The sequence below is a fragment of the Streptomyces sp. NPDC029152 genome, from assembly GCF_055564355.1.
The window spans coordinates 256,252-270,340 of sequence record NZ_JBVHWR010000005.1 but is presented as its reverse complement, the minus strand read 5'-3'; the positions used below and the strand labels follow the sequence as shown (position 1 = coordinate 270,340).

General features: G+C 73.0%; 13 protein-coding genes and 1 pseudogene. 10 read left to right on the top strand and 4 right to left on the bottom strand.

Annotation, left to right across the window (positions count from 1 at the left end; genetic code table 11):
* Window positions 1–353 precede the first annotated feature (353 nt).
* Window positions 354–1,118 (top strand): ferritin-like fold-containing protein, encoded by a 765-nt coding sequence (locus ACZ4V6_RS13460; RefSeq protein ID WP_467826162.1) that lies wholly within the window; start codon window positions 354–356, stop codon window positions 1,116–1,118.
* Between the two features lie 78 nt (window positions 1,119–1,196).
* Here the strand turns inward: ACZ4V6_RS13460 and ACZ4V6_RS13455 are convergent, their stop codons facing one another.
* The 4 genes from ACZ4V6_RS13455 to ACZ4V6_RS13440 form a co-directional block, all read right to left on the bottom strand.
* A complete protein-coding gene (locus tag ACZ4V6_RS13455; protein ID WP_467826159.1) occupies window positions 1,197–1,466 on the bottom strand; it encodes a hypothetical protein in 270 nt (89 codons plus the stop codon).
* Window positions 1,467–1,635: 169 nt separating this feature from the next.
* Window positions 1,636–1,863: a DUF3107 domain-containing protein gene (locus ACZ4V6_RS13450; RefSeq protein WP_019327022.1), complete on the bottom strand. Its 228-nt coding sequence runs from the start codon at window positions 1,861–1,863 to the stop codon at window positions 1,636–1,638.
* Between the two features lie 153 nt (window positions 1,864–2,016).
* Complete coding sequence (locus ACZ4V6_RS13445) at window positions 2,017–2,658, bottom strand: TetR/AcrR family transcriptional regulator (RefSeq protein WP_467826156.1); 642 nt, start codon at window positions 2,656–2,658, stop codon at window positions 2,017–2,019.
* Between the two features lie 187 nt (window positions 2,659–2,845).
* Complete coding sequence (locus ACZ4V6_RS13440; RefSeq protein WP_467826155.1) at window positions 2,846–3,067, bottom strand: hypothetical protein; 222 nt, start codon at window positions 3,065–3,067, stop codon at window positions 2,846–2,848.
* A gap of 201 nt (window positions 3,068–3,268) precedes the next feature.
* On the opposite strand from ACZ4V6_RS13440, the gene ACZ4V6_RS13435 reads away from it, so the two are divergent.
* From ACZ4V6_RS13435 to ACZ4V6_RS13395, 9 genes and pseudogenes are all read left to right on the top strand, one after another.
* Window positions 3,269–4,291: an alpha/beta fold hydrolase gene (locus tag ACZ4V6_RS13435; protein ID WP_467826153.1), complete on the top strand. Its 1,023-nt coding sequence runs from the start codon at window positions 3,269–3,271 to the stop codon at window positions 4,289–4,291.
* A gap of 7 nt (window positions 4,292–4,298) precedes the next feature.
* Complete coding sequence (locus ACZ4V6_RS13430; RefSeq protein ID WP_467826151.1) at window positions 4,299–5,915, top strand: DUF3152 domain-containing protein; 1,617 nt, start codon at window positions 4,299–4,301, stop codon at window positions 5,913–5,915.
* 215 nt (window positions 5,916–6,130) lie between these two features.
* The gene (locus ACZ4V6_RS13425) at window positions 6,131–7,891 is read left to right on the top strand and encodes a DUF3492 domain-containing protein (RefSeq protein ID WP_467826149.1); all 1,761 of its coding nucleotides are present in this window, start codon (window positions 6,131–6,133) and stop codon (window positions 7,889–7,891) included.
* The gene (locus ACZ4V6_RS13420) at window positions 7,888–9,135 is read left to right on the top strand and encodes a hypothetical protein (protein ID WP_467826146.1); all 1,248 of its coding nucleotides are present in this window, start codon (window positions 7,888–7,890) and stop codon (window positions 9,133–9,135) included. Before ACZ4V6_RS13425 ends, ACZ4V6_RS13420 begins: the two co-directional genes overlap by 4 nt.
* A gap of 103 nt (window positions 9,136–9,238) precedes the next feature.
* Entirely contained in the window at window positions 9,239–10,300 is a 1,062-nt protein-coding gene (locus tag ACZ4V6_RS13415) for an NAD-dependent epimerase/dehydratase family protein (RefSeq protein WP_467826144.1), read from the top strand.
* Entirely contained in the window at window positions 10,288–11,037 is a 750-nt protein-coding gene (locus ACZ4V6_RS13410) for a spherulation-specific family 4 protein (RefSeq protein ID WP_467826141.1), read from the top strand. The genes ACZ4V6_RS13415 and ACZ4V6_RS13410 overlap by 13 nt, the downstream gene beginning before the upstream one ends.
* A gap of 64 nt (window positions 11,038–11,101) precedes the next feature.
* Complete coding sequence (gene moeZ, locus ACZ4V6_RS13405) at window positions 11,102–12,280, top strand: adenylyltransferase/sulfurtransferase MoeZ (protein ID WP_189228775.1); 1,179 nt, start codon at window positions 11,102–11,104, stop codon at window positions 12,278–12,280.
* Window positions 12,281–12,581: 301 nt separating this feature from the next.
* Window positions 12,582–13,196 carry a hypothetical protein gene (locus ACZ4V6_RS13400; protein WP_467826139.1) on the top strand — a complete coding sequence of 205 codons (615 nt, stop codon included), beginning with the start codon at window positions 12,582–12,584 and terminating at the stop codon, window positions 13,194–13,196.
* A 429-nt stretch (window positions 13,197–13,625) separates the two neighbouring features.
* Window positions 13,626–14,089: pseudogene (locus tag ACZ4V6_RS13395) on the top strand (SH3 domain-containing protein); the annotation flags it as partial.

Genomic DNA, 14,089 nt, shown 5'->3' with positions numbered 1-14,089 from the left:
CGTGCCGGACCGTGTCGGGGACGTCGGCCGCCCTTACGGGTCAGCCGTAGGACACGGGACCTCTGTCGACGCTCCAGCGCTCGTACCACTGAGGGTCCCCCTCCGGGTCCGTACACAGCGTGGTGTACGGCAGGGAGGGCTGTCGGGTCGGAGCCGATCGGGCCACCGACCGGGCATCCTCATGCGTGCGGCCCGACGAAGATGTCACGTACCCGTACGTCACATACTCGGCAGGCGCATTACCACCATACCCCGGATTCGCGCACACGCGATGGCCGTTCCGGTCACGTAGTCGTCGTCACAGTGACTGACCGGGCCCTTACGGTCCGCGGCGGCGGGCTATTGTGCGCTGCATGACGAGCTCTGACAAGCCTGGCAACGCCGCAGACGCCCCCGCCGAAACCACCGGAGCCACCGGAGCCACCGGAGTCGCCGCCCAGGACTGGGCGACCGCAGCCGCCGACCCGCAGTACCGCGCCGCGGTCGTGGACCTGCTCGGCGCGCTCGCGTACGGCGAGCTCGCGGCGTTCGAGCGGCTCGCGGAGGACGCCAAGCTGGCGCCCACGCTGGCGGACAAGGCGGAGCTGGCGAAGATGGCGTCGGCGGAGTTCCACCACTTCGAGCGGCTGCGCGACCGGCTCGCCGGGATCGGCGAGGAGCCGACGGCGGCCATGGAGCCGTTCGTGGCCGCCTACGACGGTTTCCACAGGCAGACGGACCCCTCGGACTGGCTGGAGGGCCTCGTCAAGGCCTACGTGGGCGACTCCATCGCCAGCGACTTCTACCGGGAGGTCGCCGCCCGGCTCGACTCCGACACCCGCGGGCTGGTGCTGGCCGTGCTGGACGACACCGGGCACGCGAGCTTCGCCGTGGAGAAGGTGCGCGCGGCGATCGACGCGGACCCGCGGGTCGGCGGGCGGCTGGCGCTGTGGGCGCGGCGGCTGATGGGCGAGGCGCTGTCGCAGTCCCAGCGGGTGGTCGCCGACCGGGACGCGCTCTCGACGATGCTCGTGGGCGGTGTCGCGGACGGCTTCGACCTCGCCGAGGTGGGGCGCATGTTCTCCCGGATCACCGAGGCGCACACCAAGCGGATGGCGGCGCTGGGGCTGGCGGCCTAGGCTCCGCCGGGCGGCCTGGGCGCTGTCCGCTTCGGGCACCGTCCCGTCCGGCCGCGCCGCGGCCGGACCCGTCGCCGGTCAGGCGGTCGCCGAACGGCGCCGCATTCTTCCCGCCGGACGCAGCAGCAGCGACAGCGAGGCCGCCGAGACGGCCGCCGCGCCCACGAGGACCGGCAGGAGGCCGCCGGCGCCCAGCGCGGTGTGCGTGACGAACGCCCCGAACAGGGCTCCGGCGATGCCCGTCGGCAGGACCAGGACGCGGTCCGGGAAACGGTGCGGCAGGCGGTGGGCGGCGGTCCAGGCCAGAGCGAGGCCGAGAATCGAGGCGCTGAGCGCTTCCAGGAACATGTCGGGGTCCCTCCCACGTGGCCGGCCTGCCCGAAACGGTCCCTGGCCGACTTACCCCTGACCTGCGGAACGCAATCCTCCCCCTGTGGGTGAGCTGTGCTCCGGACGGGGAGACGCGAAGGGCCCGGCGGTCCGTGACCGCCGGGCCCTTCGGGTGTTCCTCGGTGGGCTACAGCGCGCCGAACCCCACCTTGCGCGGGCTCGGCTCGCCGATCTCGACGTACGCGAGACGGTCGGCCGGCACCAGGACCTTGCGGCCGTGCTCGTCCACGAGGCTCAGCAGCTGCGACTTGCCGGCCAGTGCCTCGGCCACCACGCGCTCCACCTCCTCGGCACTCTGACCGCTCTCCAGAACGATCTCGCGGGGCGCGTGCTGCACGCCGATCTTGACCTCCACGGCTATGTCCCTCCGACGGTCAGTGAAGTGCGCGACCTTACGCGCCGTACCCAGCACACATTAGCCCGGTGAGGGGACGTACACGCTCCGCCCGAGAACGCCAGGAGCGAACAGCCGGGGAACGGACGCCGCCGTACGCCGCCCGCGCGGCGGTCAGTGCTGCTCGCTGCCGTGCAGCGGGAAACCGGCGATGCCCCGCCAGGCCAGCGACGTCAGCAGCTGGACCGCCTGGTCGCGCGGCACGCTGCGGTCGCTGTGCAGCCAGGCGCGGGCCACCACCTGGGCGAGGCCGCCCAGACCGGAGGCCAGCAGCATCGACTCGGCACGGGACAGGCCGGTGTCCTCGGCGATGACGTCGCAGATCGCCTCGGCGCACTCGTTCGTGACCTTGTCGACGCGCTCGCGCACGGCGGGCTCGTTGGTCAGGTCCGACTCGAAGACCAGGCGGAAGGCGCCGCCGTCGTCCTCGACGTACGCGAAGTAGGCGTCCATCGTCGCCCGGACGCGCTGCTTGTTGTCGGTCGTCGACGCGAGCGCGTGCCGCACGGACTGGATCAGTGCCTCGCAGTGCTGGTCCAGCAGCGCGAGGTAGAGGTCGAGCTTGCCCGGGAAGTGCTGGTAGAGCACCGGCTTGCTGACGCCGGCGCGCTCGGCGATGTCGTCCATCGCGGCGGCGTGGTAGCCCTGCGCCACGAACACTTCCTGGGCGGCGCCCAGCAGCTGGTTGCGTCGGGCACGGCGGGGAAGGCGTGTGCCCCGCGGGCGTACCGCCTCTGTCTGCTCGATGGCGCTCACGCCGCCTCCCAAAGTCGTCCTCGTGCGGTGTGCGCCGCGTCGCCATCGTACTTTTCGGTAACCGTGGTGTGCGCGGTGCGAGCGCAGAATTTCACGGACCGGACGGTGGCGAAAGCCGCACAACAGGTTTCAAAAGATCTCAGGGCGGGCAAAAATCGGCCTCCCTCCTGCTCGGCGGCCCCCCGCCTCAGCGGTAGTCGTCCTCGTCGTGCGAGACCACCCGGGCCTGTTCGGCCAGGTCGGCCTCGTTGGCGCGGTCCGGCTCCACGTCGGTCAGCGGGTCGTCGCGGTCGGGCGTGATGTCCGCGCGCTGCTCGGCCGCGTCGGCGTCCGGGGCCTCGACACCGAGCTCCCGGAGCTCCCGGTCCTCGTCGTCGAAGGTCTCCGGATCGGTGGGGTCGACGGTCATGCTGGGCTCCCTTCCTACGGACGTCCCTGGAGATGCAGGGGCCACATGCGGGTGCCCTCTCCATGAGCCTAGGAGACACCCGATCCGGCCGCCAGGCGTCACCGTGTGCCGACCACAGGTACCCGCCCTCCCCCGTACCGCACCCGCCCCTGTGACGGCGAACACATGAACCACTGCGTGATCGTCTCGTAACATTGCCGCATGTCTTCGACCGAGCTGCCGTCCGTGCCGCCCGCCAACGTGCTGCCGAGGGTGGCGGCCGTCAAGGTCGCGGAGGGCGAACGGCTCGGTTCGGTCCACCTGCCCGGGATCACCATGACGGTGCGCTCCCGGCGGCCCGCGCGCGAGGGGCTCCCGCCCGCGCTGTACGTCCACGGCCTCGGCGGTTCCTCGCAGAACTGGTCGGCGCTGATGCCGCTGCTGGACGACGTCGTCGACAGCGAGGCCGTCGACCTGCCCGGCTTCGGCGACTCGCCGCCGCCGGACGACGGCGACTACTCCGTCTCCGGCCACGCGCGCGCGGTCGTCCGCCACCTCGACGCGGCCGGGCGCGGCCCCGTGCACCTCTTCGGCAACTCCCTCGGCGGCGCGGTCGCCACGCGCGTCGCCGCGGTGCGGCCCGACCTGGTGCGCACGCTGACCCTCGTGTCGCCCGCGCTGCCGGAGATCCGCGTCCAGCGCAGTGCGGTGCCGACGGGGTTGCTGGCGCTGCCGGGAGTGGTGTCGCTGTTCACCCGGCTCACCCGGGAATGGACCGCCGAGCAGCGGGTCCGCGGGGTGACGGCGCTCTGCTACGGCGACCCCGCGAGGGTCTCGCCGGAGGGCTTCCGCAACGCCGTGGAGGAGATGGAACGCCGGCTGCAACTGCCGTACTTCTGGGACGCGATGGCGCGTTCGGCGCGCGGGATCGTCAGCGCGTACACCGCGGGCGGCCAGCACGGGCTGTGGCGGCAGGCCGAACGGGTTCTCGCGCCGACGCTGCTGGTCTACGGTGGACGGGACCAACTCGTCGGCCACCGCATGGCCCAGCGGGCCGCCCGCGCCTTCCGTGACTCCCGGCTGCTGACCCTGCCGGACGCGGGACACGTGGCGATGATGGAATATCCCGAGACCGTGGCCACGGCGTTCCGCGAACTCCTCGCGGGCACCGGGGGGCCGGCGGTCGACGAGAGCACCGCCGGGCCCGTGGACGACGAGCCCGCCGACCAGACCACAGGAGGCTGAGGCGCGAGTGGGACGCCACAGCCGCCGCGGACCCGCCCCCGAGGGCGACATCGCGGACACCCCCGCGGCAGCGCGGGAGGACAGGGCCGGACGCCCGGGCCGACGACGCATGCCCGGACCGCCGGCGAACGGGACGCCTGGCCCCGCGCCACACGGCACGACGCCGGGCGGCGGTGCCCGGGACCACGCGGTCCCGCGGCCGCCGGACGGCACGCCCGCGTACGGCGTGCCCCGGTTCCCCGACGGCACGCCCGCGCAGGGCTTTCCAAGGGTCCAGGGCGGCGCCCGGGGACAGGGCTTCCCGAGATTCCCGGACGGGACGCCCGCGCACGGTTCGCCGCGTGCGGGCGGCGGTGCGTCCGCGCAGGGCGCCCCTGGCGGTACGCCCGCGCGGGGTGTGCCCCGCTTCCCCGGCGGAACGCCCGCGCAGGGGATGCCTCAGGTCCGTGGCGGACACCCCGAACAGCGTGAACCCGGCGGCGCCTGGGGCGAGTCGGCCGGCCGGGCCGGTGCCGGTCACGGCGCGCCGGCCGGACCGCGGCCCGGCGCGTCCGCGCCTCCCGGCAGGCCCGCGGGGCCCGGCGCGCCCTTCCCGCGGCAGCGGCGGGCGCCCGCCGAAGGGCCGCGGCGCGACTACCTGGAAGCCTTCGGCGAGGAAGGCGACGACGTCCTCCCGCCCCGCGCCCGGCGCCGTGCCCCCGTCCCCGCCCAGGCGGCCGACCCGTACGCCTCCGCCACCGGCCGGCGGTCCGGCGACGGCCCCGGCACCCCCGGCGCCGACGGCGCGGCGCCCACCGGCGGACCCGTCCCGGCCAGGGGCGGCAAGGGGCGGACCTTCACCGGCATTGCCGCCGCCGCTGTCACCACCGTGCTGGCGGTCGTCGTGGCCGGCCAGGTCGCCGACGGGCAGAACGGCGGGGACGCGCGCTCCCGGTCCGCGGCCGGCCAGGCCCGCGACGTCCGCGACCCCGCGTCCCGCGACGACGAGCGGCCGGTCCCGTCCGCGTCCGGTGCCGCGACGCCGCTGACCTACGAGCAGAAGATGGCCAGGACGTATCCGCTCGGCGCCACGTACAAGGGGCCGGGGAAGTTCGACGCGATCCCCGGCATCGACAAGGCGCCGGGGACGGGGCGGAAGTACACCTACCGCGTGGACGTGGAGCAGGGGCTCGGCCTCGACGGCGAACTCTTCGCGCAGGCCGTGCAGAGGACGCTCAACGACAACCGGAGCTGGGCGCACAACGGCGCCCGTACGTTCGAACGCATCCACTCCGGGGAGCCCGACTTCGTGATCACGCTCGCCAGCCCCGGCACCACGGCCGAGTGGTGCGCCAAGTCCGGCCTGGACACCACCGAGGACAACGTCTCCTGCGACTCGGCCGCCACCGAGCGCGTGATGATCAACGCCTACCGGTGGGCGCAGGGCGCCGAGCCCTACGGCGACCAGATCCACGCCTACCGGCAGATGCTGATCAACCACGAGGTCGGCCACCGCATCGGCTACAACCACGTCTCGTGCGACAAGGACGGCGAACTCGCCCCGGTCATGCAGCAGCAGACCAAGTTCGTGGACCACGACGGGATCGACTGCCGCCCCAACCCCTGGGCCTATCCCAACGGCTGACCCGCCGGGCGCGGCCGAGGCGTCGCGCAGGGTGATCATGCGATCCCTTAGCGCGACCGAACGCGTTCCGTGCGGGAAAGTCACGGCCGTTCACCCCTTCCGGTGGCGCGACGGACAACCGTCCGTCGCGCCACCGCCTTGTCCGCATACCTTCGTCCCGCTGTGAGCCGCCGGGCCAACGGCGGCTCCCCAGACGGGAGATCGGGGGTGCGCGCGTGCGCATCGGACTGCTTACGGAGGGTGGCTACCCGTATGTGAGCGGTGAGGCCGGACTCTGGTGCGACCGGCTCGTGCGCGGGCTCGGGCAGCACGAGTTCGACGTCTACGCGCTCAGCCGCAGCGAGCGTCAGGAGGACGAAGGGTGGGTCCCGCTGCCGCCGCAGGTCGGCCGGGTGCGCACCGCGCCGCTGTGGGACGCCGACGACGGCCGGCGGGGCGGTGTGGAAGGCCTCGTCGGAAGGGTGACGCGGAGCGACCGCTGGGCGTACGGGCGGCGCGCGCGCCGGCGTTTCGCCGAGTGCTACGGCGAGCTGGCCGCCGCCCTGTGCACGGCTGCTCCGCAGGATCCGTCCGGTACGCCGACGGAGGCGCCGGCCGTTGAGGCGGACCGTTTCGCCAGCGGGCTGTACGGCCTCGCCGAACTCGCCCGCGACGAGGACGGACTGGCGGGCGCCCTCCGCTCGGAGACCGCCGTACGCACCCTGGAGCACGCCTGTCGCGCGCCCGGCGCCCCGCGCCCCGCACGCGAGGCGCGCGTCCCCGAACTGCTGGCCGTCGCCGCACGCCTCGAACGGGCCCTGCGCCCCCTGTCGCTCGACTGGTACGGCGCCGACGGGCTCGGCGCCGTCGACCTCTGCCACGCGGCCTCCGGCGGTACGGCGGCCCTGCCCGGCCTGCTCGCCCGGCACTTCCACGGTGTGCCCCTGCTGGTGACGGAGTACGGCGTGCGGTTGCGGACGCACTACCTCACCGACCCCGACGCACCGCCCGCGATACGGTCCCTGCTGGCCGCCTTCCACGGCAGGCTGGCCGCCGAGACCTACCGGCGCGCGGCCGTGATCACGCCCGGCAACGCGCACGCCCGCCGCTGGCAGGAACGCTGCGGGGCCGACCGCGCCAAGCTCCGCACCGTCCCTCCGGGCATGGACGCGACGCCCTTCGCGGCGGCGGGGGAGTCGCCGGAGTGCGCCGACCCGCACACCCTCGTCTGGGTCGGTCGCGTCGAGCCCGCCAAGGACCTGGTCTCGCTGCTGCACGCCTTCGCGGAGATCCGCAAGGAGGAGCCCGCGGCGCGGCTCAGGATCGTCGGCGTCCCCGCGGACCCCGGGGGCGCGGCCTACCTCGCCCACTGCAAGGCCCTGGCCGCACAGCTCTTCCCCGACGAGGCCGCCGGTCCGCATGCCGTCGGGGACAACCCGGTGTCCTTCGAGGAGACCGGCGGACCGGAACTGCCCTCCCGCGCCGACGCGTACGCCTCGGGCGCCGTCGTCGTCCTCTCCAGCGTCGTCGAGGGATTCCCGGCCGGCCTGGTCGAGGCCATGTTCTGCGGCCGGGCGACGGTGTCCACGGACGTCGGCGCCGTGGTGGAGGCCATCGGCGGCACCGGACTCGTCGTCCCCCCGCGCAACCCGCGGGCGCTCGCCGAGGCGTGCGTCGCTCTGCTGCGCGACCCCGAGCGCCGTGAGCGCCTGGGGGCCGCCGCGCGCGCCCGCGCACTGGAGCTGTTCACCGTCGAGCAGAACATCGCGGCATTTAACGGCATTTACCTGGAGATCCTCTCGCGCACGCCGGTCCGCCGCGTCGTGCTCGACGGGACCGGGGAGCCCCTGCCCTTCGCCGTTCCCGCGGAGGCGCAGGTCACCGGCGACTGGACCGGCCCCGCCGACCGGGTCGTGGCCCTGGGCGGCCCCGGCTGGGCGACGGACGCCCCCGTCCGCGCCACGACCGCGGCCCCCACCACCGAGGGGGTCCGATGAGCGGCCTGGGCGAACTGGACCGTCCCGGGACCCCGAGCGGCCCGGGGGCCCGGGACGGGCAGGCGCCACAGCGCCCGCCCGAGGAGGGACCCGGTACGGGAACGCCCGCAGGCGGTCGGCCGGGCACGGGGCGCGCGACCCCGGCCGGCAAGCGGCCGGCCTCCGCCGCCCGCCGCGCCGTCGACCCCGTCAAGGCCCTGATGCACCGCCACCGCGACCTCTGCGAACGGGCCGTGGACCCCCTGGAGATCGCGGCCGGGCTGGAGGCGCACGGCATCACCGACCGGACCGCGGCCCGCTTCCGCCACCGGGACGTCTTCTCCCTCGCCGAGGAGATGTACGCCCGCGTCCCACGCGACGCCGACGCCCCCGCGCGCCCCACCGCACCGTCGGCGCCCCGGATGCGCGGCGCACGGATCGTCCTCGCCCTGCTGCCCGGGGCGCTGTGCGCCGCCGCCGTGGCCGGCCTGCGCCTCACCGAGGGACGGACGCGCCTGACCGTGGCCGTCGTCGGCGCCCTCGCGGTGGCCCTGGCCCTGCGCGCCACCCTGCGCCGGGGCCCGCTGAACGCCGGCACCGGCACCGGGGGGACCCCGGTCTGCTGGCTCGTCGGCTACGCCCTCCTCGGCGACGGCCTGCTGGGCACCGCCCTCACCGGAGGACCCGACGGCCTGCCCGACGGCACCGCGGACGGACCCTGGCCCGTCACCGTCGTCCCCGTCGTGGCACTAGCCCTGGCCTGCGCACCCGCCGCCGTGAGCGCCCACCTGTTCGCCCTGGGAGCCCGCCGCAAACTGACCGCCAGCCGCGGACTGACGGACTTCTCGGCCTCCGTGCGGCCCCTGCTGATCGGCACGTTCGCCCTGTTCCTGGGTGCGCTGACGGTCCTGCTCGCGCTGACCGGCGCGGTCCTCGGCGAGCCGGCCGCCTACCCCCAGGCGCTCACCCTCGGCGCGCTCCTGCTGCCGGCCCGCCTCCTCGCCGTCCACGGGTTCACCCGCGCCCTTGGGCTCGTCCTCACCGCCACGGCCGCCACCGAGGCGGCCGCCCTCGCCACGCTCTTCGCCGGCCGCCTCCCCGGCTGCGGCCTCCTGGCCGCTCCCGTGGAGGCCCTCGTCGCCGCCTGGGGCCCGGGCGGCGTCCCGGCGACGGCCTGCGGCACCGGCGCCCTGGTCCTCCTCGCCCACGCGACCCGCCGCCTCACCAGGGCGTCCGCCCACGCACCCATGGAGCGTCCGCGATGACCGCGCGTTCCGCGACCCCCCACGCCCATCCCGCACCACCCCCTGAAGGAGACCCCCAGATGACCACCTCCCGACCGGACGCATCGGCCCCGGGAGCCGCGCGATGAGAGTCCTGCTGATCGGGGCCAACGGCTACATCGGCCGGTTCGTCGCCGACCGTCTGCTCGCCGACCCGGCCGTCCAGCTCACCGCCCTCGGCCGCGGCGACGACGCCGACGTCCGCTTCGACCTCGCGACCGGCAGCCCGGGCGCCCTCACCCGCTTCCTCGACGCCGTCCACCCGGGCGTCGTCGTCAACTGCGCGGGCGCCACCCGGGGCGGCGCCCGCGAACTCACCCGGCACAACACCGTCGCCGTCGCCACCGTCTGCGAGGCCCTGCGCCGTAGCGGCTGCGGCGCCCGCCTGGTGCAGATCGGCTGCAGCTCCGAGTACGGACCCAGCCAGCCCGGCTCGTCCACCGCGGAGGACGCCGTGCCCCGCCCCGGCGGCCCCTACGGCGTCAGCAAACTCGCCGCCACGGAACTGGTCCTCGGCTCCGGCCTGGACGCCGTCGTCCTGCGGGTCTTCTCGCCCGCCGGCCCCGGCACCCCCGCCGGCTCCCCGCTGGGGCGCCTCGCCGAGGCCATGCGCCGCGCCATGCAGTCCGGCGAGGGCGAACTCAAGCTCGGCGGCCTCGGCGTCCAGCGCGACTTCGTCGACGTCCGCGACGTGGCCCGCGCCGTCCACGCCGCCTCGCTCTCCGCCGCGCAGGGCGTCATCAACATCGGCTCCGGCCGTGCCGTCCGCCTGCGCGACGCCGCCGCCACCCTCGCCCGCGTGGCCGGCTACGGCGGCGCCCTGCACGAACTCGACACCCCGCCCGGCGCGCTGCGGCCGGTCATCGGCCACCCCCGCACCGAATCCGTCGGCCACCGCATGGACGCCCTGCTGCACCCGCGCACCGAGTCCGTCGGCCACCACCGCCCGGATTCCCCCGGCCACCGCGGCGACCACCGCGCCGACACCGAACACGCGGCCTCGGTCGCCCATCCCTACCCCGACGGCTGCGGCGGCTGGCAGCAGGCCGATGTGCGCACCGCACGCGACCGGCTCGGCTGGCGTCCCCGGATCAACCTGGAAGAGTCCCTCGCCGACATCTGGATGGAGGCGGCATGCCGTATCTGACCAGTGCGCAAGCGGGCACCGTGAGCACCGGCGTCCGCACCGGGCTCGGTGTCCCCGGTCTGGCCCACCCCCTCGTCGCGCCCGACGAGTGGGCCGGCCTCACCCGCCCCGGCACCCCCCTGCACTGGGTCGTCCTCGACGTCGCCGACGGCCCCGGCGCCCAGCCCGACCCGCACTGCCTGGAGGCGTCCGGCCGACTGCGCAACGCGGGCGTCCGCGTCCTCGGCCGCCTCGACGCCGCGTACGGAGCCCGTGACTTCGGGGAACTGATCTCCGACGCCCACCGGTACCTCGATTGGTACCAGGCCGACGGCTTCCTCCTCGACCGCTGCCCGTCCGAACGGGCCGCGCTCCGTGAGGTCCGCCGCACGGTCGGCACGCTCCGCGTCGTCCGCGACGACGCCCACATCGTCCTCGGCCACGGCACCCACCCGCATCCCGGCTACGCCGAGAGCGCCGACCAGCTCGTCACGTTCTCGGGCGCCTGGAGCGACTACCGCTGGTCCCAGGCGGCCGAGTGGAGCGCGGACCACCCGCCCGAGCGCTTCTGCCACTTCGTCCACGGCGTCCCCCGCGGCCATCTGGAGGAGGCGCTGCGCATCGCCCGCTGGCAGGGCGCCGCGACCATCTACTTCACCGACCGCACGAACCGGTCCGGCCGGGGGGACCCCTGGGAGACGATGCCCGGCTACTGGGACGAAATCGTCTCGCGTGTCGGGACGGGTGTCTCGGAATGAAAAAGGCCGTGGCAGTGTTACGGAGAGAACAACCCGTAATGATTGACCGACCAACGGAGTCCCCGTGTCGCTGCCACCCCTGGTCGAGCCGGCCGCCGAGCTCACCGTAGACGAGGTCCGCAGGTACTCCCGCCACCTGATCATCCCCGATGTGGGGATGGACGGGCAGAAGCGGCTGAAGAACGCCAAGGTGCTCGCCGTGGGCGCGGGCGGCCTCGGCTCGCCGACCCTGATGTACCTGGCGGCAGCCGGTGTCGGCACGCTCGGCATCGTGGAGTTCGACGAGGTCGACGAGTCGAACCTGCAGCGTCAGGTCATCCACAGCCAGGCCGACATCGGCCGTTCCAAGGCCGAGTCCGCCCGCGACACCATCAAGGGCATCAACCCGTACGTGGACGTGGTCCTTCACCAGGAGCGGCTCGAGGCCGACAACGTGATGGACATCTTCAGCCAGTACGACCTGATCGTCGACGGTACGGACAACTTCGCGACCCGTTACCTGGTCAACGACGCCTGTGTGCTGCTGAACAAGCCCTACGTCTGGGGCTCGATCTACCGCTTCGACGGCCAGGCGTCCGTCTTCTGGTCCGAGCACGGTCCCTGCTACCGCTGCCTCTACCCGGAGCCCCCGCCCCCCGGCATGGTCCCCTCCTGCGCCGAGGGCGGCGTTCTGGGCGTGCTGTGCGCGTCCATCGGCTCCATCCAGACCAACGAGGCCATCAAGCTCCTCGCGGGCATCGGCGAGCCGCTGGTCGGCCGTCTGATGATCTACGACGCCCTGGAGATGCAGTACCGCCAGGTCAAGGTCCGCAAGGACCCGAACTGCGCGGTCTGCGGCGAGAACCCGACCGTCACCGAGCTCATCGACTACGAGGCCTTCTGCGGCGTCGTGTCCGAGGAGGCCCAGGCGGCGGCCGCCGACTCCACGATCACTCCCAAGCAGCTCAAGGAGTGGATCGACGACGGCGAGAACATCGAGCTCATCGACGTCCGCGAGCCGAACGAGTTCGAGATCGTCTCCATCCCGGGTGCCCGGCTGATCCCGAAGAACGAGTTCCTCATGGGCTCGGCCCTGGAGAGCCTCCCGCAGGACAAGAAGATCGTCTTGAACTGCAAGACGGGTGTCCGCAGTGCGGAAGTCCTGGCGGTCCTGAAGTCCGCGGGATTCTCGGACGCCGTCCACGTCGGCGGCGGCGTGATCGGCTGGGTCAACCAGATCGAGCCGGAGAAGCCGGTCTACTGACCGACCCGCTGGCTGACCAGCGACGCAGAGGAAAAGCCCACGGCTCCGACTCGCTCGGACGCCGTGGGCTTCTGTCGTTGACGGTCGACGTCGGGCGGCCGACCTGTGTGAAGTGCTCAGCCTCCACAGACCGCGGGCTCGCAGTGTGCACCTCAGCACTGCCGAAGAGGATGAATGAGTGATCGGGGACGCGACACGGGTCTCTGAGGGGAGATCCACTCCATGCGTATGTACGGTGCGTAATCATCCCATTCCCATGGGTAACGGATCTGCACTGCAGACGCACGGAGGACGAGATCTCATGCGCATGCTCCAGAAGGCCGTGATCACCGCTGCGACGGTTGGCGGTCTGGCCGCTCTCGGCTCGGGTGGCGCCTACGCCGCCGACTACAGCGTCTCCCATTGTGGAGGAACCCAGTCGTTCGTCGCGGCCGGCGCCACCCCGCAAGCACAGCAACTGGCGGAGGGGAAGAGGGGGGCGGGGAAGAAGAAGGCGTCGAAGAGCGTGCACGGGACGACCGTGCGGCAGGTGAAAGCGCAGCCGGGGCGTACTCTCCGCGCCGCCGGCCTGCTGGACGGGCTCTTGGGGGTGCCGCTCCGGGTGGTCACGACCACCGGCGGCGTCAACCAGAACAATCAGGCGAACGGCGCCTCCGGTGGTACCAACCAGAACAACCAGGCGAACGGTGCTTCCGGCGGCGTCAACCAGAACAACCAGGTGAACGGCGCCTCCGGTGGTACCAACCAGAACAACCAGGCGAACGGTGCTTCCGGTGGCGTCAACCAGAACAACCAGGTGAACGGCGCCTCCGGTGGTACCAATCAGAACAACCAGGTAAGCGGGCCCACGATTGCTATCGGCTTGTTCGCTCCGGCCATCCAGCAGTCGAATCTGCAGCAGTCGCAGACTACGTAGGGCAGTCGAAGACGCCGACCCCGCCGATCGCTTCGACGACGCGAACCCGCCACGGTCACGTGGCGGGTTCAGTCGGTTTCAGGGTGGGACCGGCGAGCGAGCCCCGGCCCGGCCCCCGGGGGGCGTGCGCATTGAGGGCGAGCATCGGCGAAGGCCACCAGTCCTGTCACGGCAGCGTCACGCGACGGTGATGCCCAGGACCCCACGATGGCTGGTGCAGGGAGACACAAATCTGCTTTCGTAGGCAAGGAAGCCACCATGATGAGAAACATTCGGCACCGCATACCCCGCCTGATAGCCGCGTCCGGCGCGGCCGCAGCGCTTGCTCTCGGGGCAGGCGTGGGGACCGCCACAGCAGCACATCAGGAGGTGGCGAAGCCAAAGGCCGCGCCTACGGCACCGTGTGGCAATAAGAAGGTATGCACGGGCGTGAACCAGAACAACCAGGCGTCCGGCAACAGGGGCGGGAATCAGAACAACCAGGCGTCCGGCAATACGGGCGGGAACCAGAACAACCAGGCGTCCGGCAACACGGGCGGGAACCAGAACAACCAGGCGTCCGGCAACACGGGCGGGAACCAGAACAACCAGGCGTCCGGTAACACGGGCGGGAACCAGAACAACCAGGCGTCCGGTAATACGGGCGTGAACCAGAACAACCAGGCGTCCGGCAACAGGGGCGGGAATCAGAACAACCAGGCGTCCGGTAATACGGGCGGGAACCAGAACAACCAGGCGTCCGGTAATACGGGCGGGAACCAGAACAACCAGGCGTCCGGTAATACGGGCGGGAACCAGAACAACCAGGCGTCCGGCAACAGGGGCGGGAATCAGAACAACCAGGCGTCCGGTAATACGGGCGGGAACCAGAACAACCAGGCGTCCGGTAAGTA

Bases quoted from the DNA above. Each gene is read 5' to 3' on its own strand.
- ACZ4V6_RS13460 (WP_467826162.1), top strand. From the start codon at position 354: ATGACGAGCTCTGACAAGCCTGGCAACGCCGCAGACGCCCCCGCCGAA.
- ACZ4V6_RS13455 (WP_467826159.1), bottom strand. From the start codon at position 1,466: ATGTTCCTGGAAGCGCTCAGCGCCTCGATTCTCGGCCTCGCTCTGGCC.
- ACZ4V6_RS13440 (WP_467826155.1), bottom strand. From the start codon at position 3,067: ATGACCGTCGACCCCACCGATCCGGAGACCTTCGACGACGAGGACCGG.
- ACZ4V6_RS13435 (WP_467826153.1), top strand. From the start codon at position 3,269: ATGTCTTCGACCGAGCTGCCGTCCGTGCCGCCCGCCAACGTGCTGCCG.
- ACZ4V6_RS13420 (WP_467826146.1), top strand. From the start codon at position 7,888: ATGAGCGGCCTGGGCGAACTGGACCGTCCCGGGACCCCGAGCGGCCCG.
- ACZ4V6_RS13415 (WP_467826144.1), top strand. From the start codon at position 9,239: ATGAGAGTCCTGCTGATCGGGGCCAACGGCTACATCGGCCGGTTCGTC.
- ACZ4V6_RS13410 (WP_467826141.1), top strand. From the start codon at position 10,288: ATGCCGTATCTGACCAGTGCGCAAGCGGGCACCGTGAGCACCGGCGTC.
- ACZ4V6_RS13400 (WP_467826139.1), top strand. From the start codon at position 12,582: ATGCGCATGCTCCAGAAGGCCGTGATCACCGCTGCGACGGTTGGCGGT.